At 60.3% G+C, this 25,930-nt stretch carries 19 protein-coding genes and 1 other RNA gene; 5 read left to right on the plus strand and 15 right to left on the minus strand.

Features of this window, described 5'->3' with window-relative positions; translation table 11 throughout:
- Positions 1–108: 108 nt before the first annotated feature.
- The 6 genes from recR to C4J91_RS19950 form a co-directional block, all read right to left on the minus strand.
- Positions 109–711 carry a recombination mediator RecR gene (gene recR / locus C4J91_RS19925; RefSeq protein WP_124363897.1) on the minus strand — a complete coding sequence of 201 codons (603 nt, stop codon included), beginning with the start codon at positions 709–711 and terminating at the stop codon, positions 109–111.
- A gap of 66 nt (positions 712–777) precedes the next feature.
- Complete coding sequence (locus tag C4J91_RS19930) at positions 778–1,812, minus strand: NADP-dependent oxidoreductase (protein WP_124363898.1); 1,035 nt, start codon at positions 1,810–1,812, stop codon at positions 778–780.
- Positions 1,813–1,945: 133 nt separating this feature from the next.
- On the minus strand, positions 1,946–2,284 hold the full coding sequence (locus tag C4J91_RS19935) for a YbaB/EbfC family nucleoid-associated protein (RefSeq protein ID WP_124363899.1): 339 nt from the start codon (positions 2,282–2,284) through the stop codon (positions 1,946–1,948).
- A gap of 43 nt (positions 2,285–2,327) precedes the next feature.
- Positions 2,328–4,391 carry a DNA polymerase III subunit gamma/tau gene (dnaX, locus tag C4J91_RS19940; protein ID WP_124363900.1) on the minus strand — a complete coding sequence of 688 codons (2,064 nt, stop codon included), beginning with the start codon at positions 4,389–4,391 and terminating at the stop codon, positions 2,328–2,330.
- 96 nt (positions 4,392–4,487) lie between these two features.
- Positions 4,488–5,078, minus strand: a complete 591-nt coding sequence (locus tag C4J91_RS19945) for a hypothetical protein (protein WP_124363901.1) — start codon at positions 5,076–5,078, stop codon at positions 4,488–4,490.
- Between the two features lies 1 nt (position 5,079).
- The gene (locus tag C4J91_RS19950) at positions 5,080–6,126 is read right to left on the minus strand and encodes an N-acetylmuramidase family protein (protein ID WP_124363902.1); all 1,047 of its coding nucleotides are present in this window, start codon (positions 6,124–6,126) and stop codon (positions 5,080–5,082) included.
- A gap of 336 nt (positions 6,127–6,462) precedes the next feature.
- Here C4J91_RS19950 and C4J91_RS19955 point away from each other — a divergent pair, with 336 nt between their 5' ends.
- Both C4J91_RS19955 and C4J91_RS19960 read left to right on the plus strand, forming a co-directional pair.
- Positions 6,463–7,839 (plus strand): AAA family ATPase, encoded by a 1,377-nt coding sequence (locus C4J91_RS19955; RefSeq protein ID WP_305955259.1) that lies wholly within the window; start codon positions 6,463–6,465, stop codon positions 7,837–7,839.
- 131 nt (positions 7,840–7,970) lie between these two features.
- A complete protein-coding gene (locus C4J91_RS19960) occupies positions 7,971–8,561 on the plus strand; it encodes a retron system putative HNH endonuclease (RefSeq protein WP_305955273.1) in 591 nt (196 codons plus the stop codon).
- Positions 8,562–8,571: 10 nt separating this feature from the next.
- Here the strand turns inward: C4J91_RS19960 and C4J91_RS19965 are convergent, their stop codons facing one another.
- From C4J91_RS19965 to C4J91_RS20005, 9 genes are all read right to left on the minus strand, one after another.
- Positions 8,572–10,533 carry an AAA family ATPase gene (locus C4J91_RS19965; RefSeq protein WP_124363904.1) on the minus strand — a complete coding sequence of 654 codons (1,962 nt, stop codon included), beginning with the start codon at positions 10,531–10,533 and terminating at the stop codon, positions 8,572–8,574.
- Between the two features lie 29 nt (positions 10,534–10,562).
- Positions 10,563–10,838 (minus strand): hypothetical protein, encoded by a 276-nt coding sequence (locus C4J91_RS19970; protein WP_124363905.1) that lies wholly within the window; start codon positions 10,836–10,838, stop codon positions 10,563–10,565.
- Between the two features lie 5 nt (positions 10,839–10,843).
- Positions 10,844–11,278: a hypothetical protein gene (locus C4J91_RS19975; protein ID WP_124363906.1), complete on the minus strand. Its 435-nt coding sequence runs from the start codon at positions 11,276–11,278 to the stop codon at positions 10,844–10,846.
- Positions 11,279–11,406: 128 nt separating this feature from the next.
- Positions 11,407–11,503: signal recognition particle sRNA small type (ffs, locus tag C4J91_RS19980), an RNA gene on the minus strand.
- 224 nt (positions 11,504–11,727) lie between these two features.
- Positions 11,728–12,894, minus strand: a complete 1,167-nt coding sequence (locus C4J91_RS19985; RefSeq protein WP_124363907.1) for a putative zinc-binding metallopeptidase — start codon at positions 12,892–12,894, stop codon at positions 11,728–11,730.
- A gap of 172 nt (positions 12,895–13,066) precedes the next feature.
- Complete coding sequence (ligA, locus tag C4J91_RS19990; protein ID WP_124363908.1) at positions 13,067–15,424, minus strand: NAD-dependent DNA ligase LigA; 2,358 nt, start codon at positions 15,422–15,424, stop codon at positions 13,067–13,069.
- Positions 15,425–15,511: 87 nt separating this feature from the next.
- A complete protein-coding gene (zipA, locus tag C4J91_RS19995) occupies positions 15,512–16,375 on the minus strand; it encodes a cell division protein ZipA (RefSeq protein WP_124363909.1) in 864 nt (287 codons plus the stop codon).
- A gap of 325 nt (positions 16,376–16,700) precedes the next feature.
- On the minus strand, positions 16,701–20,189 hold the full coding sequence (gene smc, locus C4J91_RS20000) for a chromosome segregation protein SMC (protein ID WP_124363910.1): 3,489 nt from the start codon (positions 20,187–20,189) through the stop codon (positions 16,701–16,703).
- A gap of 2 nt (positions 20,190–20,191) precedes the next feature.
- The gene (locus C4J91_RS20005) at positions 20,192–20,851 is read right to left on the minus strand and encodes a GntR family transcriptional regulator (RefSeq protein WP_124363911.1); all 660 of its coding nucleotides are present in this window, start codon (positions 20,849–20,851) and stop codon (positions 20,192–20,194) included.
- A 280-nt stretch (positions 20,852–21,131) separates the two neighbouring features.
- Here C4J91_RS20005 and xdhA point away from each other — a divergent pair, with 280 nt between their 5' ends.
- The 3 genes from xdhA (at position 21,132) to xdhC (ending at position 25,925) form a co-directional block, all read left to right on the plus strand.
- Entirely contained in the window at positions 21,132–22,580 is a 1,449-nt protein-coding gene (gene xdhA, locus C4J91_RS20010; protein ID WP_124363912.1) for a xanthine dehydrogenase small subunit, read from the plus strand.
- Entirely contained in the window at positions 22,573–24,963 is a 2,391-nt protein-coding gene (xdhB, locus tag C4J91_RS20015) for a xanthine dehydrogenase molybdopterin binding subunit (RefSeq protein WP_124363913.1), read from the plus strand. Before xdhA ends, xdhB begins: the two co-directional genes overlap by 8 nt.
- Before the next feature lie 119 nt (positions 24,964–25,082).
- Complete coding sequence (gene xdhC / locus C4J91_RS20020; RefSeq protein ID WP_124363914.1) at positions 25,083–25,925, plus strand: xanthine dehydrogenase accessory protein XdhC; 843 nt, start codon at positions 25,083–25,085, stop codon at positions 25,923–25,925.
- Positions 25,926–25,930: the final 5 nt, after the last annotated feature.

Genomic DNA, 25,930 nt, shown 5'->3' on the forward strand with positions numbered 1-25,930 from the left:
TGGGAGGGGGCTTGCCCCCGATGGCTGTGTGTCAGTCAACAGATTCATTGGCTGGTACACCGCTATCGGGAGCAAGCCCCCTCCCACATTGGGTATTTGCAGTGGTCGTTAGAGCGCGATCGGCTTACGGCCGGCGAAAGAGTGCGCCAAGGTGCCGCCGTCGACCAGTTCAAGTTCGCCACCCAGGGGCACACCATGGGCGATACGCGAGGTGATCAACCCTTTGTTGCTCAGCAATTGGGCGATGTAATGCGCCGTGGCTTCGCCCTCCACCGTCGGGTTGGTCGCCAGGATGATTTCGCTGAAGGTGCCCTGCTCTTCGATCCGCGCCACCAGCTGCGGGATGCCGATGGCTTCCGGCCCCAGGCCATCGAGCGGCGACAAATGGCCTTTGAGCACGAAATAACGCCCGCGGTAACCGGTTTGCTCCACTGCGTACACATCCATCGGCCCTTCCACTACGCACAGCAGCGTGTCGTCGCGACGGGGGTCGGCGCATTGCGGGCAGAGTTCTTCTTCGGTCAGGGTGCGGCATTGGCGACAGTGGCCTACGCCTTCCATGGCCTGGCTCAAGGCCTGGGCCAAACGGGTGCCGCCGCTGCGATCACGCTCCAGCAGTTGCAGCGCCATGCGCTGGGCGGTTTTCTGGCCGACGCCCGGCAAGGTACGCAGGGCGTCGATCAGTTGGCGAATCAGGGGGCTGAAGCTCATGGGCGAAGGGTCCGACAAAACAACGAGACGCGGTTTATACCCGCGCCTCGGATTAGCGTCAAATGCTCAATCCTGTGCGACGCGCACCACCAACTTGCCGAAGTTGCGTCCCTCGAGCAAACCGATAAAGGCTTCAGGTGCCTGCTCCAGGCCGTCGACCACGTCTTCGCGGAACTTGATCTTGCCCTCGCGCACCCAAGGCGCCATGGCGCTCAGGAACTCGGGTTGGCGATCACCGTAGTCGTCAAACACGATAAAGCCCTGGATGCGCACACGCTTGGTCAGCAAGGTGCGTTGCAGCGCCGGCAGGCGATCCGGCCCGCTTGGCGCTTCATGGGCGTTATACCCGGCGATCAGCCCGCAGAGCGGAATCCGCGCCTTGGGGTTGAGCAGCGGCAGCACGGCATCGAACACCTTGCCACCGACATTTTCATAGTAGATGTCCACGCCGCTGGAACAGGCCTGCGCCAGCTCGTTGGCGAAATCTGCGCCCTTGTGGTCGATACACGCATCAAAGCCCAGCTCATCCACCACGTAGCGGCACTTGTCCGCACCGCCAGCAATCCCCACCACGCGCAGGCCCTTGAGCTTGGCGACCTGGCCCACCACCGAGCCCACCGCACCGGAGGCAGCCGCCACGACCAGGGTTTCGCCGGCCTTGGGCTGGCCGATGTCCATCAGGCCCATGTAAGCGGTCATGCCTGGCATGCCCAGGACCCCCAAAGCCATCGATGGGCTCGCCAAACCGTTGGGCACCGGCATCAGGTTGCGGCCATCGCTGATGCTATGGCTTTGCCAGCCGGTGGAGCCCACGACCAGGTCGCCCACTTCGAATTTCGGATGGCGTGATTGCTCGATGCGACTGACAGCGCCACCGGTCATCACCTCGTCGATTTCCACCGGCGCGGCGTAGGACGGCGCGTCGCTCATGCGTCCGCGCATGTAGGGGTCCAGGGACAGGTAGAGCGTCTTGAGTAGCACCTGGCCGTCCTCCAGCTCTGGCAGGGTTACCCGTTCGAGGCGGAAATTTTCCGGGGTCGGCGCGCCTTGAGGGCGTGAAACCAGGACGATGCGTTGGTTGAGCGTCGGTTCTTGAGGCATCAGGGGCTCCTTAGCGAATGCATGCGTATAGGGTGCAGACCCTGATTGTTGCGCCAGGGTTCAGATCCAATAGGCAGATACAAAAATGCCAGGCACGAGGCCTGGCATTCGGGTGCAGCGCAAAGCCGGTCAATCAGAACGGCAGCTTCATACCCGGTGGCAGTTGCATGCCAGCGGTCACGCCGCCCATTTTTTCCTGGCTGTTGGCTTCGATCTTGCGCACGGCGTCATTGACGGCAGCGGCGAACAAGTCTTCCAGCACTTCGCGGTCGTCATCGCTGACGCCCTCGAGCAGGCTGGGGTCGATGCTGACGCGCTTGATGTCGTGACGACCGGTCATCACCACGCTGACCATATCGCCACCGGCTTTACCGGTGACTTCGGCGTTGGCCAGTTCTTCCTGCATCTTGGCCATCTTTTCCTGCATCTGCTGCGCCTGCTTCATCAGGCCGGCCATGCCACCTTTCATCATGGGAATCACCTCAAAAGTACGTGGATCAAATTAGTCGCCCGGTTCATGACGCCTGGGGCGCCGGGGCTTCGACAGGTTCAATAGTATCGTGACGGACGACCGCACCGAACTGTTGCATCATTTGTTGGATAAGCGGGTCAGCCTGGATCGACGCCTCGGCGTCGCGCTGGCGGTTCAAACGCCGACGCGTCGCAGCCTGGGCCGGGGTTTCCTGCTCGGGCTTGATCAACTCGATGGCGATGGTCAGCGTGCGCCCATGGTACTGGTTGAGCGCGTCGTTGAGCCGGCGCTGCTGGGTGGCATTGAACAAGGCACTGTGGGCCGGGTCCAGGTGCAGCAGCCAGTGGTCGCCGTCGATGGTAATCAACGTGCAGTTGGCGGCGATACTGGCAGTCATGCCGGAGATCGGCAATTTTGGAAACAATTCCAGCCATTGCAGGGCCAGGCCAGTGGCCGGGGCGGCGGCAGGCTCCACCTCCGGCTCGGGGGCCGGCTCGGCGGTGTGTTCGCTGGCAAGTTCGTCCAGGTAGCTGTAGGCCGAATCCATGTCCGGCTCGATGTAGTCTTCGTCCAGCGGCGGTTCGTCGTCGAGGTCGATGCCGGGGGTGGCCGCCTCAACCTGCGCGACAGTCGGCTCGGGCACAGGCGCGGATACCCACTCCGGCGCATCCGGCACCGCGCTGTCCGGGGTTGGCGTGGGCATGGGGATCAACTCCGGCTGCTCGCCGGTGGTGTCCAGGACCGGCTCCACGGCGGGCTGTAGCTCCGGCTCGACGGGCGCTTCAACCGGGTCATTCCAGGGCAGATCGACCACCGGGGCGACTTGCGGCTCCGGCTCTGGTTCTGGCTCGATAACCGCTTCAGGCGCGGCCACCGGGGCGGCAACCCCAGGCTCGGGAACCGCTGCGGGCGCAGCCACCACTGGCGCGACCACCGCCGCGCCAGCCACTGGTTTGGCGGAATCAACTGTGGCCTGGCTGATCCCCACTGGCTTTAGCGGCTGTCTCGGCGCATCCGCCGAGTCGGCGGGCCGGAAGGCCAGCATCCGCAGCAGCACCATTTCGAAGCCCCCTCGCGGGTCCGGCGCCAGGGGCAGGTCACGGCGGCCGATCAGGCCCATCTGGTAATAGAACTGCACATCTTCGGCCGGCAGCGCCTGGGCCAGCGCCAACACGCGGTCGCGGTCGCCATGGCCGTTGTCGACCCCCTCAGGCAATGCCTGGGCGATGGCGACGCGGTGCAGCACATTGAGGATTTCCGAGAGCACACCGTTCCAGTCCGGGCCTTGCTCGGACAAGTGGCGCACGGCTTCGAGCAACGCCTTGGCGTCGCCCTCGATCAGCGCGTGCAGCACGTCGAACACCTGGCCGTGGTCCAGCGTGCCGAGCATGGCGCGCACATCGGCGGCCAGGACCTTGCCTTCTCCGAAGGCGATGGCCTGGTCGGTGAGGCTCATGGCATCACGCATCGAGCCATCGGCAGCGCGGCCAAGCAGCCACAGCGCGTCGTCTTCGAACGGTACGTTCTCGACGCCCAGCACGTGGGTCAAATGCTCGACCACCCGCTCAGGAGTCATGTTCTTCAGGGAGAACTGCAGGCACCGCGACAAAATCGTCGCAGGAAGTTTCTGCGGGTCGGTGGTGGCCAGGATGAATTTGACGTAGGGCGGCGGCTCTTCCAGGGTTTTCAACAGCGCGTTGAAGGAATGGCTGGACAGCATGTGCACTTCGTCGATCAGGTAGACCTTGAAGCGGCCACGGCTCGGCGCGTACTGCACGTTGTCGAGCAGCTCGCGGGTGTCTTCGACCTTGGTGCGGCTCGCGGCGTCGATCTCGATCAGGTCGACGAAACGCCCTTCGTCGATCTCGCGGCACACCGAACAGGTGCCGCAAGGGGTCGATGTGATACCGGTTTCACAATTCAGGCATTTGGCGATGATGCGCGCAATCGTGGTCTTGCCCACCCCGCGCGTACCGGTGAACAGGTAGGCGTGGTGCAGCCGCTGGCTGTCCAAGGCATTGATCAGAGCCTTGAGCACATGGGTCTGGCCGACCATTTCGCGGAACGAGCGCGGGCGCCATTTACGTGCAAGAACCTGATAACTCATCGAAAACCGTCGCAACTGGGAAGCGGAAGCCGGTAATGCTAGCGGAGCAGGGGGGAAATTGCATCCGGCACGCTCATAAAGTCGCCTCCCACAGGCTTAAATCTTCGGCGCCACCAAGCGTGCGTACTGTTCCTGGCTGATCCAGCCCGTGAACGAACGGTCATCGGCATTGATGAACTCGACCTGCGCCCAGCCGTCCTTGAAGGCCAGCACCCCCACCACATCATTCTTGACGATGTAGGGTCGCTTGGCGGCTTTGGCACCCGGGGCTTTCAACAGGTAAGCCTTGTCGGCCGACACCGTCACCAGGCCGATCCATTTTTTCCTGGCGGTCTGGCTCAACTCCAGGCCAGTCGCAATCTCTGGCATCAACACATTGATGCAACCTGGGTGCTGACGGCCTTGCGCCACGGTCAGGGTCACGCCGTCGGACGCCGCCGCCACGCTGCCGGGGTACGCCACATCGAGCCAGGTGGTCAGCGCTGCGGGCGTGCCCTGCAGAAAAAACCTGCAGCCCCGCGTCACGCCCTCGCCCAGGCTTTCCGAGTAAAACCCTTCGACCTGCTGCTGCGGCGTCACTGCCAGCATCAGCCCTTCGTACTTACCCGAATGCAACGCGGCCGAGCCTGCCAGGGCAGGTACCACGGCGCACAGCGACAACACACCTACCGCCAGAAAACGAATCATCTTATTTCTTCCCTTCCAGTAGGTCGTAGGCCTGCTTCATCAGCACGTCGTAGTTGCCATAGTCCTCACCGTTATAGTTGCGGGCCATGGCGGTAAAGTCCTTGGTTTTCATCGCACTCATCAACGCGGTATTTTTGCCGCAAAGGGCCAGGTAGGCCTTGAGCTGATTGCCGGCATTCACTTTCATTGACGCCACGAACTCAAACACCGTCTTGAACCCGCATGACGCGAAATTGAACCCCATGATCTGGAACATGCCCCACGAGGCCGACATCAACGCTGCTTCCTGGTCCAGCGCAAACGCAGTGGCCATGGTTTCCCAGGCTTTGACCTGATCCTTGTTGTTGGCCTGCCACTGCGGGCCGGCTTTTTTCTTGTAGATGTACGACAGCAGCGGGTGCGCCTGGTCGTAGATGTGCTTGGTGTACTTGCGGAATTGATGGCCTTCGAAGGCGATGATCGGCAACTTGGCCGGCCCGAAGCCCACCTTCCCGCCCGACTCCACGGTGGCGAATGCCTTGATGACATTCACCGAGATCCCATTGCCCAGCTGCTTGGCAGCATTCTGGAAGTCCGTTTCGCTCAGCGTCGTGCCGCCGTCACAGGTGGCCTGCATCATCAGCTGCCGGTTACGCCGTTCGGCCTCGATCACCGCGCGCACCTGGTTGAGGTAGACATTGACCGTGGCCTGCACCGCATCGGCATTGTTATTGCCGAACGCGTTGAGAAAGCTCGGAATACGCGTGGTCGGGAAGGCCTGCACCGGCACCTTCACCGCCTCTTCGATCAAGCTGTTGAACGTGCGCCCGGTGGGGTCGATGACGCCATCGGGGTGGGCATATTTGAGATGACGGAACTGGTACTGGCTGATGCACTGCACCAACTGGCCGTCGCATTTGCCGTTTTCGGGCAGGGGGAAACCCATTTTGGGGATGATCAGGTTGAATAAATACTGGATGCACTGAACATCGGCAGGCAAGTTGCGAGCTTTACCGGGCGCGCCGACCGAGGCACTGATAAGACGAGGCAACCCTTGCAGGCTTTTCATGACAGACATCCTTGTGAGGTAAAGAAGCGATTGCGCTTCGATATCAAGTCCACGCCCTTGTCATACTCTGAAACAAGTGGCCGGCGGAAGCTAACAAGGTGCCTTGAGGTTGTCCAGAGGGGTATAGAAAAGTTGTGAGACAGCTATCGATAGAGGCCGTCACCGGCGGCAGTTCCGTCTGACGGCCAAAGAAAGTCTGCAGACATTCAAGCATAAACGGTTACTCCGCCCGGCTTTACTTAACGTTTTCCTTCTCCCCTCTAGTATGCTGTACAACCCCGGAATGCATAAGGACGACCCTATGCCTGGTCAGATAATCAAATCGGAGAAACGACTGTGAGGCTCGACAAACTGCGCGTGCAGAATTACCGCTGCTTTGGAGAGTTCGAGATCGACTTCGACCCCCATCTGACTGTATTGATTGCTTCCAACGGAGGCGGAAAAACCACCATTCTGGATGCCGCCCGGGTTGCATTATGGCCGTTTGTGAAAGGTTTTGACCTCGGTAGCCAGACCGGAAAATCCGCGACAATTCAAATCGATGACGTACGCTTAGCCCGCCTTGCCAACGACAATATGGAGCCCCAAATACCCAGTATTATCGAGGCGTCGGGCCCGTGGGGTGATGGCAAACCGGAACGTCATTGGTTGCAACAACGCACGAGCTTGAAAAAATCGACCAACACGCTCGCAGGCAGCGGTTCTAAAGCACTGACGGGATATGGCAAATTCCTTCAGGAAAAAGTACGCCGTGATGAGTCTGTCGTGTTACCGCTAGTCACTTACCTGGGAACCTCTCGGCTCTGGTTTGAGGGGCGCTTTACCTCGGCTGCTGCCCAAACCACTCTGGATAAATCCGAGTACTCCAGAACATCGGGCTATCTGAATTGCCTCTCTTATTCGTCAAGCTTCAAAACCTTTACAGCATGGTATAGCTGGATCTATCGCAGCTATCGCGAAGCTCAAGTGGTTGCCCTGGAACGCAACGCACAGTTGTCTGAACTTGGCATCCGATTCGGACAAATCATCAAATCGATTAAAGAGGCGATTGATCGATTGATTCAAGCTCCTACCGGTTGGCACAGCCTGGAGTACAGCGAGAGCCATCAACAACAGTTGATCATGCATCATCCCGAACAAGGCATATTGCCTGTGGAAATGCTGAGCGATGGCCTGCGTAACGCCATCGCTATGGTTGCGGACCTTGCCTTTCGGGCTTGCAAGCTGAATCCGCACCTGGAGGCTGAAGCACCTTTGAAAACACACGGCATCGCTTTAATCGATGAGGTAGACATGTTCCTCCACCCTCATTGGCAACAAACCATTCTGAGTTCATTGCGTGAGGCATTTCCGGCCATGCAATTCATTGTTACCACACACAGCCCACAAGTTTTGAGTACAGTGCGGCGCGAAAACATTCGAGTGATTGGCAAAGATGTGCAAGGCAATCTGGTCGCCTCGCCTCCCCTGGCGATGACTTATGGGGAGCCGAGCAGCAGCGTTCTGCACAGCGTAATGCAAGTAGATCCTCAGCCGCCGGTCATTGAAAAGCCTGAGTTGTTAATACTCACCGAATGGGTAGACAAGGGGCGATATGACGAAGAGCCTGCGATTGAATTGATGGAACGGCTTGCAGAAGCATTGAGCCCACAGCACCCCCAGCTTCAACGTCTACAGCGCAGCATCAAACGGCAGAGAGCGCTTAAAAGATGAGGGCCGTTCGCAAACGTGGCCATGGTCCCTATCAATTGAACCACTCCCATGCAAATCCACCTTCCTCTGCCAAAATGGCGGCCAGTCGATGGTCAGGGTTTGGGTATAGGCAGCAGGTTCTAGCCTACCTGCTGGAGGAGCAATATGGACTGTGTTGCTACAGCGAGATTCGACCCGACCAGATCGGCCTGGGTTTTCATATAGAACACGTCGAAAACAAAAGTCAGAACCCTCAGCGTACTTTTGACTATAGCAATCTCGCCGCTTCCGCCCTGGACAGTGAGACCGATTTACATGCATTCAAGGGGCGGGCATCAGAGGTCTTCGGCGGACACGCCCTCGGAAAATCGGATGCCGTTGATATCAACCGCTTTGTCTCCTGCCATCAACCCGACTGCAGCCGTTTTTTCTCTTATCTGTCCGATGGCCGCATAGTGCCCGCCGATAAGTTATCCGCGCAGGACGAAGACCGAGCTTTATATAGCATCGGTCTGCTCAATTTGAATAGTCCCTTCCTTCAGAATCTGCGTCAGCAATGGTGGGACGAATTGCAGTTGTTATTCGAGAATCATATTGATCAAGACATGAGCCTACATTGCTTTGCAGGTATAGACCTGATTCCTCGCGGCAAACAGCTAAGCCCTTTCTTCAGCCTCACGCGGATATTTTTCGGGGAAATTGCAGAGGAGGTCCTGGAACAGAATTCCATTGACTTCAATTAGTACAAGGAATTCAAAAGCCATGCAATTCACGGGCTTTCTGTTGCTTGTGGTAGTCAATCCACTCGACGACATCATAGGGCAGATATAGCTGCACCCTGGCACGGGAAATCGCGATATATACCTCACAGAGTCGCTGATCGAATGCATAGGCATCCTTGAACTTCACATTGGTCAACAACTCGGGAGTAAGCAGCACCCGGTCGAACTCCATGCCACCCGCGTCTTGAGCCAGCATCAGCATGCAGTGTTGGCCGGAATGACCGCTGAGGCGGTTCAAGCGCGTGATATCAGCGGCGTTGAAACCGCTTTCCAGTTCGTTCTCGATCCATAGAAACGATTCATCGAACTGACTTGCTTTGCGTACCTGCTGCCAGTCGTCCATGTCATTAAAATAAGCATGCAGGCCCTTGGTGTTGTGCTCGGAGCTGTAAAAGTCCGGCTTGAATAGCGCTACGACGCTGGTCATGAAGCTTGCAAGATCCTGCTGCGTTCTTCTGTCAGGGGACCCGAACGGACAGTTGGCCTGATGCAGTTGAATGGCCCATTTCATTGTGTCCCAGTGGGAGGCCGTCAACACCACGCAACCTTCTGGCGGCACAAAACCCTGTGGGTAATGTTCGATGCCGACATCGGCATCACGAGCCCCCTCGAAGGGGATCTTGCTCTTCTCCGAATGCACACTGATCAACGGATTGACCAAACGCTCCACATTGCGACCCGAACGCACGGAGTAGCTGATATCGCAGTGCCGAACTTCACGCTTTCTTCTGACCATCTCTCCCTTGGCCAACTGATATTCGTCACCCAGCGTGATCAAAACCTGGCGGCCGCGCTCGATGATCTGCAATAAAGAGGAAGGAATATCCTGGCTTTCATCAATCAGCACATGGGTATACCGGGGTGGCACTGCGGAGCCAGCCAGACAGGCGCGCTTTATCAGAAGCAATGCTGGGAAGTCAGTCTGGGAGGCCCATTGCGTATTACGATCAAGGTAGGCCCACACGCGACTTGAATACTCCAATAAAACTTGGGCATCCATGCTGGACAAGGGCTGCTTGAAGTGAGGGAAATGCCGGCTGGATAGGCTGTGATGACCGGATTGACAGTAGTTTTCGAGTACCTTCAGACAAACGTCGAGAGTCGTTTGGCCATCATGACTACGCCAACCGTGGATATCCAAGGCCTCTGCCACGGCTTGCTTGCTGGGAGACTTAAGCGACGGGCTAACGTCGACTGGCCGAGAACCATGCAACAGGGCCTTGGCAAAAGCAGCAAATGTCGAGCCGGTCTTGCTGTCCGGTGCCAAGCCCATACGCTCGCGCAGTGTCGCCAGTTTCGCGCCAGTGCGCGCCAGTACCAAAGTTTTTTCAGGACGCAGGCACTCTATTAACGCTCCAAGCAAGTGGCTTTTACCGATCCCTGCGTACCCCTGAACGTGCAAGTCTTCGTTCAAATTCGCGCGAAAGGTTCGCACCAGTTTGTCTTGGGCCGGACTGAGCCAGTGCTCACGGTGTTTGGGTGTAACCATCTGCTGGCTGAAGGGGTCGTTACCGCGCAAATGGCGGACCTTGTAATCAAAATCCCATTTGCCAGTGGGTAGCAAATAATCACGCGCCGCGATTTCGTCAGCCAGAAGCAGGCGCAGCTTCAAGTTTTTGATGACGTTGAGGCCGAAATACAATTTGCGAGGATCAAATAGTCGTTGGGCTTCGGACAGCAACGTCGGCGCGCTGGAGGTGGAAGTGTCTACCGCCCAGCCGATCAATTTGGCCAGGATGCGCTCAGCGCCAGTACAGGTCAGCTCCTTCTCCGGAGCCTGTGCCAAATTCTGGATGACCAGCACCGCAGCCAGCTCCGGGCCCGTCAGCCTAGCCAATACATTAGCGCTTTCGGAACCCAGCAGGGCTGCACAGGTTTCTTCCGTGACAGGCAAAAAGACCGGGCTGGATAAATCGAAATGTTCCGGTTGCATACTTCCTCGCGGTCAGGCGCATCGTGCGGTCAGTTCTGCTCATTCACTACGATGTAGCGGACATCGTTAAGCCACCCCAATGCAATTAGTCTGGAATGTACTTCGTGTACCGATACGCCTAGATCAGTACTCAAGTCCGCCAAAATCTGGTGGGCGGTGACAATATTGTAGCTTTCATGGTTGACATAAATAAAACCGTGTCCTCGCCATTTCACGTCGTAATATTCAAGGAGAGGCACAAGATGCTCTGCCAGGGTCCGAGCATCCATCCAGTCCAGCACCTTTGGGACAAACGAATCAGCCATCGCGGTTATTCCCCTCCGATGCTTAGCTCAAAGTTATAGTCGCCTAATGTGCCCGACATGCCGCCCCCGTATCGCCGTCGATCATTGGCTACCAATGTCTTCTTCGCCTCAAGCTGCTGTTGCAATTCGTAGAAAGCGACGTCGAGCAGTCTGCGTAAATCCTGAGCGCTGCATGCAGATACCTTCAGCTCCACCGTGTAGGCGGTTTGCAAAGGAGGCTGTATCTCCTCGCCGGCAATAGCGACGTCAGGAGCCGATTTTGCGGTTCGGATTATTTCTGCCCGACTGAGAATCTCTGCGTGCTCATCGTCCATGAGATCGAGCACCTTCGATAATTCAAGAGTCTGCTCAGGGTACGATTGAATACGATCCTTGATTTCCAAGCGCCGCATCTGCCAATCCCGCAATTTTTCGCGAGTGAGGTCGTCCACTTTTTCCACGCGTGCTATCTCCAAAAATTCCAGGCAATAGAGTATGCCGCCATGGACTGCGAGATGGCAGATGGCTTTAAAGCATTTTCAGATTTGATAGTGAAAAGGAACAGCAGAAGGGGGCGTTATGGAGGCAACCCCACCAGCCACACCCCGGCACACAATGTTCCCGCTGTGGCTGCTGCCTTCCGGCTCTGACCAGGTTCACGGGTAATCGTTGCGGGGGGACCGATGGGGTCACCATAACGACGCTCGCCTCTCGGCAAGCGGGGCCATTGTACCGATCTCATCGGAAGTTACAACCGTAAAAAATGAGAAGCTTCAAGTACTTGCCATGGCCTTCAACAATGACGCTATCCAATGTGGGAGGGGGCTTGCTCCCGATGGCGGTGGGTCAGCCACTGATGAGTAGGCTGATACTCCGTCATCGGGGGCAAGCCCCCTCCCACACGGGCTGATCATTGTGCCTGTAGGACCTCATCGGCCCGGCCGCCCTCTTCCTGGATCACCAAGTGGATGAAGTGCAGCTTGGCGATCACCGCCGGCGGCAGCACGAAAGGGTAAAAGTCCGGCTGGCCCATGCTGCGCGACAATTCGTTGAGCATGCCGGCCAGTTCGATCCAGGCGTTGACGAAGGAGAGGAACGCCGCACCGCCAGGGTGCTCGGGGTCGTACAGCGTGGTCAGGGGGAACGGCTGGTAATCCAGGTCCATCTCGCGGGCGCTCATGCCGAAGCCCAAGGCGGTGTCGACCGCGTCCATCATATGCAGGTAATGCGCCCAGGTTTCGGCCCAATCTTCCCAAGGGTGCATGGTCGCGTAGGCGCTGACGCAGTTTTGCTGCCAGTCCGGACGTGGTCCGTTCTGGTAGTGCTGGTCGAGCGCGTCGGCGTAACTGGCGCGTTCGTCGCCGAACAGCCTGCGAAACGGCTCGAGCCAGTGGCTGCCTGCGATCAGGCGATCCCAGTAATAGTGGCCGACCTCATGGCGAAAGTGCCCGAGCAGCGTGCGGTAGGGCTCGCGCATCTGCACGCGGATCTTTTCCCGATGGGCGTCGTCGGCTTCCTTGATATCAAGGGTGATCAGGCCGTTGGCGTGACCGGTGGTGGGCGCATTGCCTTGCAGGTCGACGCCAACGAAGTCGAATGCCAGGCCGGTGTCTTCGTCGACGCGTTTGGGCACCACCTGCAGGCCCAGGCTGATCAGTTGCGCCACCAGTCGACGCTTGGCGGTTTCCACCTTGCGCCAGCGTTCGGGATTTTCCGGCACGGACAAGTCGGGGATGGTGCGGTTCAGGCTGCAGGCCACGCATAAGGGAAAGGTGCTGTGCGCCGGGATCAGCCAGTTGCAGGCGGCCGGGGTCTCGAGGTTGGCGCAACGGCGAAAGGCGCCGGCGTCGAGGTTGTCATCCATCAGCCAGGTGTCGACTGCGGGGCCGGGCTGCAGTGAGGACAGGCGGCTTTGCCAGGGGTGATAGCCCAGCAGCGCCGAGCAGGCCAGGCACTGGCTGTTGCGAAAGAACAACGACTGGCCGCAGCGGCATTGCCATACCTTGCTGTTACGCGAAGATCCGGCCATGAACGGTGCAGCGATACGCGAGCTGAGCTGGTCGAAGTAGCGGAACATGGCGATCTTTCCCTGGGGGCTGACTGAGACTAGATCATTTCCCTCGCAGGATCGTTCCCACGCTCCGCGTGGGAATGCATACGGTGACGCTCTGCGTCATGCCTTGGAAGAGCAGACGCGGAGCGTCCGGGGTGGCATTCCCACGCGGAGCGTGGGAACGATCGTCAGCGTTTCATACGTTGATATTGTGCTTGGCCAGGAACGCGACGAAGGCCTCCTCGTCCAGCACTTTAAGCCCCAGTTCGCTGGCTTTGGCCAACTTGGAACCAGCGCCGGGCCCGGCCACCACGCAATGGGTCTTGGCCGAAACGGAACCGGCTACCTTGGCGCCGAGGCTTTCCAGCTTGTCCTTGGCCACGTCGCGGCTCATCAACTCCAGGGAGCCGGTGAGCACCCAGGTATGCCCGGCTTCCGGCAGGCCTTCGACGACCTTCTTCTCGCTCTGCCAGTGCATGCCGAAGTCTCTGAGCTGCTGCTCGATGGCCAGGGCATGGCGGGCGTTGTCCGGATTATCGAAGAACTCACGCACGGCCTTGGCCTGCTTCTCGGGCAGGGCCTGGCGCATGTCCAGCCAGTCGGCCTTGATCACGCCTTCAAGGCTGCCGAACTTGTCCGCCAGTTTTTGCGCCGCGCCCGGCCCCACGGAGGGCACGTGCAGTTTGTCGAGCAGACCGCCCAGGGTGGTGCTGGCGGCGAATTCGGCGCTCAGGTCGCCCTGCTCCTGCAACTGCAGGGCGCATTCATCGGGCGACAGCAGCGCGCCGATCACGTCCTGGTTATGGCTGTCTTCGAAGAAGCTATGGATCTCGTGCGCCACTTCCAGGCCCACGTCCGGCAAGTACGTCAGCACCTCCGGCAATGCCTTCTGTACGCGCTCGAGGGAGGCCAGGGAGCGCGCCAGCACCTTGGCGGTCTCCTCGCCCACATCGGGAATACCCAGGGCGTAGATAAACCGCGCCAGGGTCGGCGTCTTGCTGTTTTCGATGGCGGCGATCAGCTTCTTGCTGGAAATATCGGCGAAACCCTCCAGGTCGATGATCTGCTCGTACTTGAGCTTGTAGAGGTCGGCGGGCGAGCCGATGAGTTTTTCATCCACCAGTTGCTCGATGGTCTTGTCGCCCAGGCCGTCGATGTCCATGGCGCGGCGCGAGACGAAATGAATGATCGCCTGCTTGAGCTGCGCGCCACAGGCCAGGCGCCCGACGCAGCGGTACACCGCGCCCTCGCTGACGGTTTCCTTGCCCTTGCTGCGCTTGACCAGCTGCGTGCGCTCCACATGGGAACCGCATACCGGGCAGTGCTCGGGGATCTGCACGGCGCGGGCGTGCTCCGGGCGACGCTCGGCCACCACCGACACCACCTGCGGGATCACATCCCCAGCGCGGCGGATGATCACCGTGTCGCCGATCATCAGGCCCAGGCGCGCCACTTCGTCCATGTTGTGCAGAGTGGCGTTGGACACGGTCACACCCGCGACCTTGACCGGCTTCAAACGCGCCACGGGCGTGACGGCACCGGTGCGGCCGACCTGGAATTCCACGTCGAGCAACTCGGTCAGCTCTTCCATGGCCGGGAATTTATGCGCAATGGCCCAGCGCGGCTCGCGGGCGCGGAAGCCCAGTTCACGCTGGGAAGCGATGCTGTTGACCTTGAACACCACGCCGTCGATTTCATACGACAGGCTGTTACGCCGCGCGCCGATGTCGCGGTAGTAGTCCAGGCATTCCTGAATGCCCTTGGCCAGTTTCAGCTCATGACTGATCGGCATGCCCCACTTCTGCAACTGCTTGAGGTTACCGATATGGGTGTCACTGATATCCGCCGTCACTTGGCCGATGCCATAGCAGCAGAATTCCAGCGGGCGGCTGGCGGTGATCTTCGAATCCAGTTGGCGCAGGCTGCCAGCGGCCGCATTGCGCGGGTTGGCAAAGGTTTTGCCGCCAACCTCCAGTTGCGAGGCATTCAGGCGTTCGAACCCGGCCTTGGACATGAACACTTCACCGCGCACCTCCAGGGTGGCCGGCCAGCCGCTGCCGTGAAGCTTCAACGGGATGTTACGCACGGTGCGCACATTGACGCTGATGTCTTCGCCGGTGGTGCCATCGCCTCGGGTCGCGCCGCGTACCAACTCGCCGTCCTGATACAGCAGGCTGACCGCCAGGCCGTCCAGCTTCGGCTCGCAACTGTATTCGACGCTGGCGAACAGGTCACCGGCCGGCAGGTCCAGCCCCTCGGTCACCCGCCGATCGAATTCGAGCATGGTCGCTTCATCGAAGGCGTTGCCCAGGCTGAGCATCTGGATCTCATGCCTGACTTGGGTGAACGCCGACAGCGCCGCACTGCCGACCCGCTGCGTCGGCGAATCACGCGTCACCAGCTCCGGATGCTCGGCCTCCAGGGCCTTGAGCTCATGGAACAAGCGGTCGTATTCGATGTCCGGAATGCTCGGCTCGTCGAGGACGTGGTAGCGGTAGTTGTGCTGATCCAGTTCAGCGCGCAGTTCGAGGATGCGGGTATGGGCGGCGGTCATGGGTGTTCTCTCATAAAGCAAAAGAGCAGCCGAAGCTGCTCAATATGTTAGTGCGCTTATTCTACTGACAACGCCGAAGCGCAATCCTCAGCGTTTCTGTGTCAGGGCGCGACGCTCGAACTCGACGATGCGCTGACGGTAATGCTCGATAGTCTGGGCGGTGAGCACGCTGCGCTGGTCGTCCTTGAGCTCGCCGTTCAGTTCCTGGGACAGCTTGCGCGCTGCAGCCACCATCACATCGAAAGCTTGTTTCGGGTGACGCGGGCCTGGCAGGCCGAGGAAGAAACTGACCGCCGGGGTGCTGAACAGGTCGATATCGTCCAGGTCGAACGTGCCCGGCTTGACCGCGTTGGCCATGGAGAACAGCACTTCGCCGTTACCCGCCATGCTTTCGTGACGATGGAAAATATCCATCTCGCCAAAGCGCAGGCCGCTTTCAAGAATATTCTGCAACAGCGCCGGGCCTTTGAAGCCACCGGCATCGCGGCAGATCACACTGATCACCAGCACTTCTTCGGCGGCCGGCTGATCGTTGACCGATTGGCGCGGGGCGTTCTTGCCGGCGTTTTCATCCGGGAAGTCATCGTCGCGGCTGCTGAAGGTCGGGCCTTCGTCGACATCGAGGTTCAAGTCGCCCTGATGCGGCTCGGCCACGCCAGCAGCGCCGCGCTTGCCGCGCTTGGACGACGGCTCACGGGCTTCACGCACCGGCGCGCTCATCGACGGCAGGTCGTGCTCGTCCAGTTGCGGTTCCTTGTGGGTGTCCAGCACACGGGGAGGCCCCAGCAACTCGGCGCTGCCGTCGTCGTCGGGCAAGTTGGACAGGTTTCGGTCCAGGCGAAATTTAAGCTTGCCCTTGCCACCGCGCATGCGGCGCCAGCCATCAAAAAGAATACCGGCAATGACAATGATGCCGATGACGATCAGCCACTCGCGCAGACCGATTTCCATGTAATCCCGTGCCTCTATAAAAAATGCTGAAAAATAAGGGGTTTAGCACCGTGCAAACCGCTTTAAAACGTGGCGCCAACTCTATGTTCTGACTGACGTTTTGCCCACGCATACGAAAAATTGACATTAAACTAGCACGACCAAAGATAACTTTACACAGTTGCAGCGAAATGTGTCGAATTGCCAGCTTTTCGGCATGGTAGGTAATTTCCTACAGCCAGCTCCAACTGTGGCTACAAGCTCTGAGCTACAAGCTTCAAGCTTCAAGCTGCAAGCCCACTCACTTGAAGCTTGGAGCTTGGAGCTTAAAACTAACAACTCGCCGCTAGGCGTCCACCATCTTCATCGCTTCTTCCACATCCACCGCCACCAAACGCGAACAACCCGGCTCATGCATCGTCACGCCCATCAACTGATCGGCCATTTCCATGGCGATCTTGTTGTGGGTGATATAGATGAACTGCACGGTCTGGGACATCTCCTTGACCAGCCGAGCGTAGCGTCCAACGTTAGCGTCATCCAGCGGTGCGTCAACTTCGTCGAGCATGCAGAACGGTGCCGGGTTCAGCTTGAAAATGGCAAATACCAGCGCCAGCGCCGTCAAGGCCTTTTCGCCGCCGGACAACAAATGGATGGTGCTGTTCTTCTTGCCCGGAGGCCGCGCCATGATCGTTACCCCTGTATCGAGTAGATCTTCGCCCGTCAGTTCCAAGTAGGCGCTGCCACCACCGAAAACTTTTGGGAATAACGCCTGTAAACCGCCATTAATCTGATCAAAGGTATCCTTGAAGCGGTTGCGGGTCTCCTTGTCGATCTTGCGGATCACGTTTTCCAGGGTGTCGAGGGCTTCGACCAGGTCGGCGTCCTGGGCATCCAGATAACGCTTGCGCTCGGACTGCTGCTGGTACTCATCGATGGCCGCGAGGTTGATCGCACCGAGTCGCTGGATACGCGCGGCAATCCGCTCAAGTTCTTCTTCGGCGTCTTTTTCGTTGGCCTGGGCGGTCAGTGTGTTGAGCACGCCGTGCAGGTCATAACCGTCTTCGAGCAGTTGATCCTGTAAAGTCTTGCGGCGCACGGTCAGCGCTTGCCACTCCATACGCTGTTGTTCGAGCTGGCCGCGAATCAACTGGGACTGCTGCTCGGCCACGGTGCGGCGCTTTTCGGCGTCGCGCAGTTCGCGGTCGGCGTCTTCCAGGGCGATCTGCGCGGTCTTGAGTTCTTCGTCGACGCTCATGCGTTTGTCGAGCAGCTCTTCAAGCTTGAGGCGCAGCTCTTCAAGGGGCGCTTCGCCCTCCTCCAGGTTGAGGCTCAGTTGCTCGCGCTTTTCAGTGAGGCGTTCCGATTGCATCTCCAGGCGCTCGAGGGCCTGGCGCGTGGAATCATGTTGGGCACGCAACGAGCCCAGGCGCACCGCCAACTGGTGGGCGTGGTCTTTGTGCTGCCGGGCTTCCTGGCGCACGCGGTCGAGGCGTTCGCGCAGGCTGTCGCGCTGGGCCAGCAGCAGTTCGCGCTGCTCGGTGTCCAGGGCCATGCTGTCGAGGGCTTCCTGCAGGTGCAGGCGCGCTTCGCCGACCTGTTCATGCTCCAGGGCGCGCTGTTCGCCCATCTCGGCGACTTCTTCGTCAAGGCGGGTGCGGCGCAGGGTCAGTTGTTCGACCTTGGCCTTGCTCGCCGACAGCTGGGCTTTGAGTTCGCCTTGCTGGCGTGCCTCGTCCTGCAACAGGCGGCGCAGGTGTTCGCGGCCGGTCTCTTGCTGGCGTTGAGTAGCGCGCAGGGTTTGCAGTTCGGTTTCCAGGCTTTCCAAGGTGGCTTCGCGCTCTTCACGCTCGGCGCTCAGGTTGACGATTTCCTGGCCACGGGCCAATACGCCGCTTTCAGCTTCGCTGGCGCGTCGCACGCGCAGAAAGTGCCGGCCGACCCAGTAACCGTCGCGGCTGATCAGGCTTTCGCCGGCCGCTAACTGGCCGCGCTGGGCCAGGGCCTGCTCAAGGGTCTCCACGGGTTTGACCTGGCCCAGCCACGGCGACAGGTCAATCGCCGCCTCGACCTTGTCCAGCAGGCTGCCCGGCACGCGCTTGCCATCGGCGGCAGGGCTGAGCAGGCGCAAGTCACCCTGGGCGAAACCGGCCAGGTCGAAGCCGCCAAAATCATCCACCAGCACCGCTTGCAGGTCGGCGCCCAACACGGTTTCCACCGCCAGCTCCCAACCGGCTTCTACTTTCAAACCCTCGGCCAGGCGCGGGCGTTCGGCCAGATGCTGGTCGCGCAGCCATTCGGCGGTGCCGGTGCCAGGATCCAGCGCGGCTTGCTGCAAGGCTTCGAGCGATGCCAGCCGCCCGTTGAGCCGCTGCAAATCGCCCTGGGCCTGTTGCTGCGCCTGGGTCGCGGTGTGCAATTGCTGGCGCAATTGCTCGAGGCGTTCCACTTGCTGCGCTTCGCTGGCTTCGAGCTCTTCCAGGGTCATTTCGCTTTCGGCCAGTTGCTCGCTCAACTGCAGGATCGCCGCGTCTTCCGGGTCGGCAGCGAGCAGCACGCGCTCTTCCTGCAGACGGCGCTGACGCTCGGCCAAACGCTCCATGCTGGTTTCCAGTTGCTGGATACGCGACTGCTGCACTTCGGCCTGGCGCCGCGGTTCGGCGGACTTGAGGTTGAACGTGTCCCACTGCTCCTGCCAGCCGTGCATGCTGGTTTCGGCCTCTTCCAACGCCGCCGCTGCTTCTTCGGCGGCGGCACTGGTGATTTCCTGCTCGGGGGTGAGCATGTCCAGCTCTTCGCCCAGGGTCAGCAGCAAGGTGCGGTCGTGGCCCAGGTGCGATTCGGTCTCCAGGCGTGCGCGCTCGGCTTCCTTCAGATCGTCCTGCAACTGGCGCAGACGCTGCTGGCCGTGCTGAATGCTCTGTTCGACCCGGGCAATGTCGCCGCCCACCGAATAGAAGCGCCCCTGCACCAGATTGAAGCGTTCGGACAGCTCATGGTGCCCGTCCCGCAGGCGTTCGATACTGGCGTCGGCATTACGCTGCTCGGCCACCAACGCTTCGAAGCTGACTTCCTGGGTGCCGATGATCGCCTCGCGCTGGCCGACCTGATCGTTCAACGCCTGCCAGCGCAGGGCCGACAGTTGAGCCTTGAGCTGGCGCTCTTCGCCCTTGTATTCCTGATACTTCTCGGCGGCCTGGGCCTGGCGGTGCAGGCGCTCCAGCTGGCGTTCCAGTTCTTCGCGCAGGTCGGTCAGGCGGGCGAGGTTTTCATGGGTGCGGCGGATGCGGTTTTCGGTCTCGCGGCGGCGCTCCTTGTATTTGGAGATGCCGGCCGCTTCTTCGATAAAGTTGCGCAGGTCTTCGGGCTTGGCTTCGATCAGCTTGGAGATCATGCCCTGCTCAATGATCGAGTAGCTGCGCGGGCCCAGGCCTGTGCCGAGGAAGATATCGGTGATGTCGCGTCGACGGCATTTGGTGCCGTTGAGGAAGTAACTGTTCTGGCTGTCGCGCGTGACTTTACGGCGGATGGAGATTTCCGCGTAAGCCGCGTACTCGCCGACCAGGGTGCCGTCGGAGTTGTCGAACACCAGTTCGATGCTGGCCTGGCTCACCGGTTTGCGGCTGGTGGAGCCGTTGAAGATGACGTCGGTCATCGACTCGCCGCGCAGGTTTTTCGCCGAGCTCTCGCCCATCACCCAACGGACGGCGTCAATGATGTTCGACTTGCCGCAGCCATTGGGCCCGACCACCGCCGCCATATTACTGGGGAAGTTCACCGTGGTCGGGTCGACGAAGGATTTGAACCCCGCCAATTTGATGCACTTGAGCCGCACGCTTAGGCGTCCGCCAACGCTGCGATCACCAGCGTGCTGCTGCGCTGGCAGTAAGCCGACAACACCAGCCGGATCTGCGCCAGATCACGGGCCAGCACGGCAGCGAGCAGCTGTTCGAACAGCGTCAGGTACTCGCTCATTTCCGCCTTGCGCTGCTCCAGGGCCAAATAATAGGCACGGTTCATCGCCGGCTGCAGGTTCTCGACGGTTTCCTGCAGATACGGGTTATTGGCGAAGGGGTACGCGGCGCGCATCACATTGAAGCTTTCTTCGACGAAGGCGCGGATGTCCTGGCGCTCATAGCTGGCCATCAGGCGCTGCTGGATTTGCAGGAAGGGCGCCATGTCGGCCTGGGTCTGCCAGCCTTCGGCAACCGCATTGCCGAGCAGGATGTACATCTCGCCCATCAACGTACACAGGCTCTGCACTTTGTGTGCGCTGAGTTCGGTGACGTGGGCGCCACGGCGCGGCAGGATCGCGATCAGGTGCCGGCGCTCGAGGATCAGCAGGGCTTCGCGCACGGAACCACGGCTGACATTCAGCGCCAGCGTGACTTTCTGTTCCTGGATCCGCTCCCCAGGCTTGAGATCGCCGCGAATGATACGTTCGGCGAGGTGGTGAGCGATTTGCTCGGCGAGACTGTCCGGCGCCTTGAACGTCATGTTTTCCCTTCAAAATCTGCTATCGGTACAAGCGCGGCAGTGTAGCGCATTGGCCCGCTGATGGCGCTACGCCCACGGTGGCGAATTTGGCATGAAACACGCAAGCCTGGAAAGCCACAAGCCCCTGAAAACACCGGTTCCAGAAGACTGAACCATAATTGAATAGGTTGTGACCGCAGTTTCTTGACCCTTAGGTCAGAAAATCATTGACCGAAAAGTCAGACATGACTAGATTCGGCGCAAAGCGGTTAACAACAATAATGAATCTGCGAGGCCTTCCGTGATCCAGTTTTTACTTAACCAGGAACTCCGTAGCGAGCACGCCCTGGACCCCAACCTGACCGTGCTCAACTATTTGCGTGAGCATGTGGGCAAATCCGGCACCAAGGAAGGCTGCGCCAGCGGCGACTGTGGTGCATGCACCGTGGTGGTCGGTGAGTTGCACCGCAACGATCAAGGCGTCGAGCAGATTCGTTATCGCAGCCTCAATTCGTGCCTGACCTTTGTCTCGTCGCTGCACGGCAAGCAACTGATCAGTGTCGAAGACCTCAAGCACCAGGGCCAACTGCACAGCGTGCAACAGGCGATGGTCGAGTGCCACGGTTCACAGTGCGGCTTCTGCACCCCGGGTTTCGTGATGTCGTTGTTTGCCCTGCAAAAGAACAGCGACGCCCCCGACAGCCAGAAAGCCCATGAAGCCCTGGCCGGCAATCTGTGCCGCTGCACCGGTTATCGCCCGATTCTGGCCGCCGCCGCACAGGCCTGCTGCAACAATCCCCAGGACCAGTTCGACAGCCGCGAGGCCCGGACCATCGCGCAGCTCAAGGCCATTGCGCCGACACAAACCGGTGAACTCAACAGTGGCGACAAACGCTGCCTGGTGCCGTTGACCGTCAGCGACCTGGCCGACCTCTACGACGCCTATCCGCAAGCCCGCCTGCTGGCCGGCGGCACCGACCTGGCGCTGGAAGTCACCCAGTTCCATCGCACCCTGCCGGTGATGATCTACGTCGGCAATATCGAAGAAATGAAGCGCATCGAATCCTTCGACGACCGCCTGGAAATCGGCGCTGCCACCCCCCTCTCCGACTGCTACGCCGCGCTGCACCACGCATACCCGGACTTCGGCGAATTGCTGCATCGCTTCGCCTCGCTGCAGATCCGCAACCAGGGCACCCTCGGCGGAAACATCGGCAACGCCTCGCCGATTGGTGATTCGCCGCCGTTGCTGATCGCCCTCGGCGCACAGATTGTGCTGTGCAAGGGCAATACCCGGCGCACCCTGGCGCTGGAGGACTACTTTATCGACTACCGCGTGACCGCCCGCCAGGACAGCGAATTCATCGAGAAAATCATCGTGCCCAAGGGCCACTCACTGTTTCGCGCGTACAAGGTTTCCAAGCGCCTGGACGATGATATTTCTGCCGTGTGCGCCGCCTTCAACCTCAAGCTCGACAACGGTGTGGTCAGCGAGGCCCGCGTCGCCTTCGGCGGCATGGCCGCCACCCCCAAGCGCGCCTGGCACTGCGAGACGCAGCTGATCGGCGCCACCTGGAACGCCGCCACCGTGGAGAAAGCCTGTGCCGCCCTGGCCGAGGACTTCACCCCGCTCTCGGACTTCCGCGCCAGCAAGGAATACCGCCTGCTCAGCGCGCAGAACCTGTTGCGCAAATACTTCATCGAACTGCAAACGCCGCACATCGAGACTCGGGTGACCGCTTATGTCTAACCATCACGCCGTGGAAAAAACCCAGGCCGAACTGGCCGAACTGTTCGCCCGCGACCTGACCTCCAGGGTCGGCCGCAGCGTCAAGCATGACAGCGCCGCCAAGCATGTCAGCGGTGAGGCGCAGTACATCGACGACCGCCTCGAGTTTCCTAACCAGTTGCACCTGTATGCGCGCATGTCCGACCGCGCCCACGCGAAAATCCTCAGCATCGACACCGCGCCCTGCTACGCCTTCGACGGTGTGCGTATCGTGATCACCCACGAAGACGTACCGGGCCTGAAAGACATCGGCCCGCTGATGCCCGGCGATCCGCTGCTGGCCATCGACACCGTGCAGTTCGTCGGCCAGGTAGTACTGGCCGTGGCCGCCCGTGATCTTGAGACCGCCCGCAAAGCGGCCATGGCGGCGGTGATCGAATACCAAGACCTGGAGCCGGTACTGGACGTGGTCGAGGCGTTTCGCAACAAACACTTCGTGCTCGACAGCCACACCCACCAACGCGGTGATTCGGCCGGCGCTTTGGCAACGGCTCAACACCGCATCCAGGGCACGCTGCACATCGGCGGTCAGGAACATTTCTACCTGGAGACCCAGATTTCCTCGGTGATGCCCACCGAAGACGGCGGGATGATCGTCTACTGCTCCACGCAGAACCCCACCGAAGTGCAGAAGCTTGTCGCCGAAGTGCTCGACGTGTCGATGAACAAGATCGTCGTCGACATGCGCCGCATGGGCGGTGGCTTCGGCGGCAAGGAAACCCAGGCCGCCAGCCCCGCCTGCCTGTGCGCGGTGGTGGCGCGCCTCACCGGCCAGCCGACCAAGATGCGCCTGCCGCGGGTCGAAGACATGCTGATGACCGGCAAGCGCCATCCCTTCTACATCGAATACGACGTGGGCTTCGACGACGCCGGCCGTTTGCACGGCATCAACCTGGACCTGGCCGGCAACTGCGGTTGTTCGCCAGACCTGTCCAACTCGATTGTCGACCGCGCGATGTTCCATGCCGATAATGCTTATTACCTGGGCGACGCGACGGTGAACGGCCATCGCTGCAAGACCAACACCGCATCCAACACCGCTTATCGGGGCTTCGGCGGCCCGCAAGGCATGGTCGCCATCGAGGAAGTGATGGACGCCATCGCCCGCCACCTGGCGCTGGACCCGCTGGCCGTGCGCAAGGCCAACTACTATGGCAAGACCGAGCGCAACGTCACCCACTACTACCAGACCGTCGAGCACAACATGCTCGAAGAAATGACCGCCGAGCTTGAGGCCAGCAGCCAATATGCCGAGCGCCGCGAAGCGGTGCGTCTGTACAACGCCCACAGCCCGATCCTGAAAAAAGGCCTGGCGCTGACGCCGGTCAAATTCGGCATTTCGTTTACCGCCAGCTTCCTCAACCAGGCCGGCGCGCTGATCCACATCTACACCGACGGCAGCATCCACCTCAACCATGGCGGTACCGAGATGGGCCAGGGCCTGAATACCAAGGTCGCCCAGGTGGTGGCCGAAGTGTTCCAGGTGGATATCGACCGCGTGCAGATCACCGCCACCAACACCGACAAGGTGCCCAACACCTCGCCGACGGCGGCCTCCAGCGGCGCCGACCTGAACGGCAAGGCCGCGCAGAATGCCGCCGAAACCATCAAGCAGCGCCTGGTGGAATTTGCCGCGCGCAAGTACGACGTCAGCGAGGCGGACGTGGAATTTCGCAACGGTCATGTGCGCGTGCGTGAACAGATCCTGAGCTTCGAGGCGCTGATCCAACAGGCGTATTTTGCCCAGGTCTCGCTGTCGAGCACCGGCTTCTACAAAACCCCGAAAATCTTCTATGACCGCAGCCAGTCACGCGGGCGACCGTTCTACTACTTCGCCTTTGGCGCGGCGTGCTGCGAAGTGATCGTCGACACCCTGACCGGCGAATACAAAATGCTGCGCACCGACATCCTGCACGACGTGGGCGCCTCGCTGAACCCGGCCATCGACATCGGCCAGGTGGAAGGCGGGTTTATCCAGGGCATGGGCTGGCTGACCATGGAAGAGCTGGTATGGAACAACAAGGGCAAGCTGCTCACCAACGGCCCGGCCAGCTACAAGATCCCGGCCGTGGCGGACATGCCGCTGGACCTGCGGGTCAAGCTGGTGGAAAACCGCAAGAACCCGGAGGACACGGTGTTCCATTCCAAGGCCGTGGGGGAACCGCCATTCATGCTCGGGATTGCCTCGTGGTGCGCGATCAAGGATGCGGTGGCGAGCCTGGGTGACTATCGTCATCAGCCCAGGATCGACGCGCCGGCCACGCCGGAGCGGGTGTTGTGGGGGTGTGAGCAGATGCGGCAGTTGCAAACAAACGCCACTCAAGCTGCAACCGAGCTGGCTTGATCGTTCCCACGCTCTGCGTGGGAATGCCGGCCTGGACGCTCTGCGTCCGCTCTGGTGACGCAGAGCGTCACGGTATGCATGCCCACGCGGAGCGTGGGAACGATCTAACTGAGGTGACCATGAACAACTGGATCAGCGCCCTCGCCAACCTGCAGAACCAAGGCGAACCCTGCGTGCTCGTCACCATCATCGAGGAGCTTGGCTCCACGCCGCGCAACGCCGGCTCGAAGATGGTGATCAGCGCCGCCCACACCTTCGACACCATCGGCGGCGGGCACCTGGAATACAAGGCGACGCACATCGCCCGCGACATGCTTGCCCGTGGCCAGCAGAACACCCACCTGGAGCGTTTCAGCCTCGGCGCGAGCCTGGGCCAGTGCTGCGGCGGCGTGACGGTGCTGCTGTTCGAACCCATGGGCCAGGTGCAGGCGCAGATCGCGGTGTTCGGCGCCGGCCACGTGGGGCGTGCGCTGGTGCCGTTGCTGGCGAGCCTGCCGTGCCGGGTGCGCTGGATCGACTCGCGCGAGCAGGAGTTTCCGTCACACATCCCCCAGGGCGTGCGTAAAATCGTCAGCGAAGAGCCAGTCGACGAAATCGCCGACTTGCCGGCGGGCAGTTACTGCATCGTCATGACCCACAACCACGCACTGGACCTGGAGCTGACCGCCGCCCTGCTCAAGCGCAATGACTTTGCCTACTTCGGCCTGATCGGCTCCAAAACCAAACGGGTCAAGTTCGAACATCGCCTGCGCGATCGCGGCTTCGACACCGCGCACCTGCAACGCCTGCGCTGCCCGATGGGCCTCAGCGAGGTGAAGGGCAAATTGCCGGTAGAGATCGCCATTTCCATCGCCGGCGAAATCATCGCCACCTACAACGCCCATTTCGGCCAGCACACCGCCAGCGCCGAGCCCATCGCCAAACTGCTGCCGGTGTCACGCCGCAGCCAAGCCAAGAATTGAGATCA

Origin of the sequence: Pseudomonas sp. R3-52-08 (genome assembly GCF_003851745.1) — a bacterium.
Lineage (GTDB): Bacteria > Pseudomonadota > Gammaproteobacteria > Pseudomonadales > Pseudomonadaceae > Aquipseudomonas.

What these genes read in the sequence shown, in the direction of transcription:
- C4J91_RS19945 (WP_124363901.1), bottom strand. Translation starts at nt 5,078, where the DNA reads ATGATTCGTTTTCTGGCGGTAGGTGTGTTGTCGCTGTGCGCCGTGGTA.
- dnaX (WP_124363900.1), bottom strand. Translation starts at nt 4,391, where the DNA reads ATGAGTTATCAGGTTCTTGCACGTAAATGGCGCCCGCGCTCGTTCCGC.
- C4J91_RS20005 (WP_124363911.1), bottom strand. Translation starts at nt 20,851, where the DNA reads ATGACGTTCAAGGCGCCGGACAGTCTCGCCGAGCAAATCGCTCACCAC.
- C4J91_RS19935 (WP_124363899.1), bottom strand. Translation starts at nt 2,284, where the DNA reads ATGATGAAAGGTGGCATGGCCGGCCTGATGAAGCAGGCGCAGCAGATG.
- C4J91_RS19970 (WP_124363905.1), bottom strand. Translation starts at nt 10,838, where the DNA reads ATGGCTGATTCGTTTGTCCCAAAGGTGCTGGACTGGATGGATGCTCGG.
- C4J91_RS19950 (WP_124363902.1), bottom strand. Translation starts at nt 6,126, where the DNA reads ATGAAAAGCCTGCAAGGGTTGCCTCGTCTTATCAGTGCCTCGGTCGGC.
- zipA (WP_124363909.1), bottom strand. Translation starts at nt 16,375, where the DNA reads ATGGAAATCGGTCTGCGCGAGTGGCTGATCGTCATCGGCATCATTGTC.
- recR (WP_124363897.1), bottom strand. Translation starts at nt 711, where the DNA reads ATGAGCTTCAGCCCCCTGATTCGCCAACTGATCGACGCCCTGCGTACC.
- C4J91_RS19965 (WP_124363904.1), bottom strand. Translation starts at nt 10,533, where the DNA reads ATGCAACCGGAACATTTCGATTTATCCAGCCCGGTCTTTTTGCCTGTC.
- C4J91_RS19930 (WP_124363898.1), bottom strand. Translation starts at nt 1,812, where the DNA reads ATGCCTCAAGAACCGACGCTCAACCAACGCATCGTCCTGGTTTCACGC.
- C4J91_RS19985 (WP_124363907.1), bottom strand. Translation starts at nt 12,894, where the DNA reads ATGTTCCGCTACTTCGACCAGCTCAGCTCGCGTATCGCTGCACCGTTC.
- xdhB (WP_124363913.1), top strand. Translation starts at nt 22,573, where the DNA reads ATGTCTAACCATCACGCCGTGGAAAAAACCCAGGCCGAACTGGCCGAA.
- xdhC (WP_124363914.1), top strand. Translation starts at nt 25,083, where the DNA reads ATGAACAACTGGATCAGCGCCCTCGCCAACCTGCAGAACCAAGGCGAA.
- ligA (WP_124363908.1), bottom strand. Translation starts at nt 15,424, where the DNA reads ATGACCGCCGCCCATACCCGCATCCTCGAACTGCGCGCTGAACTGGAT.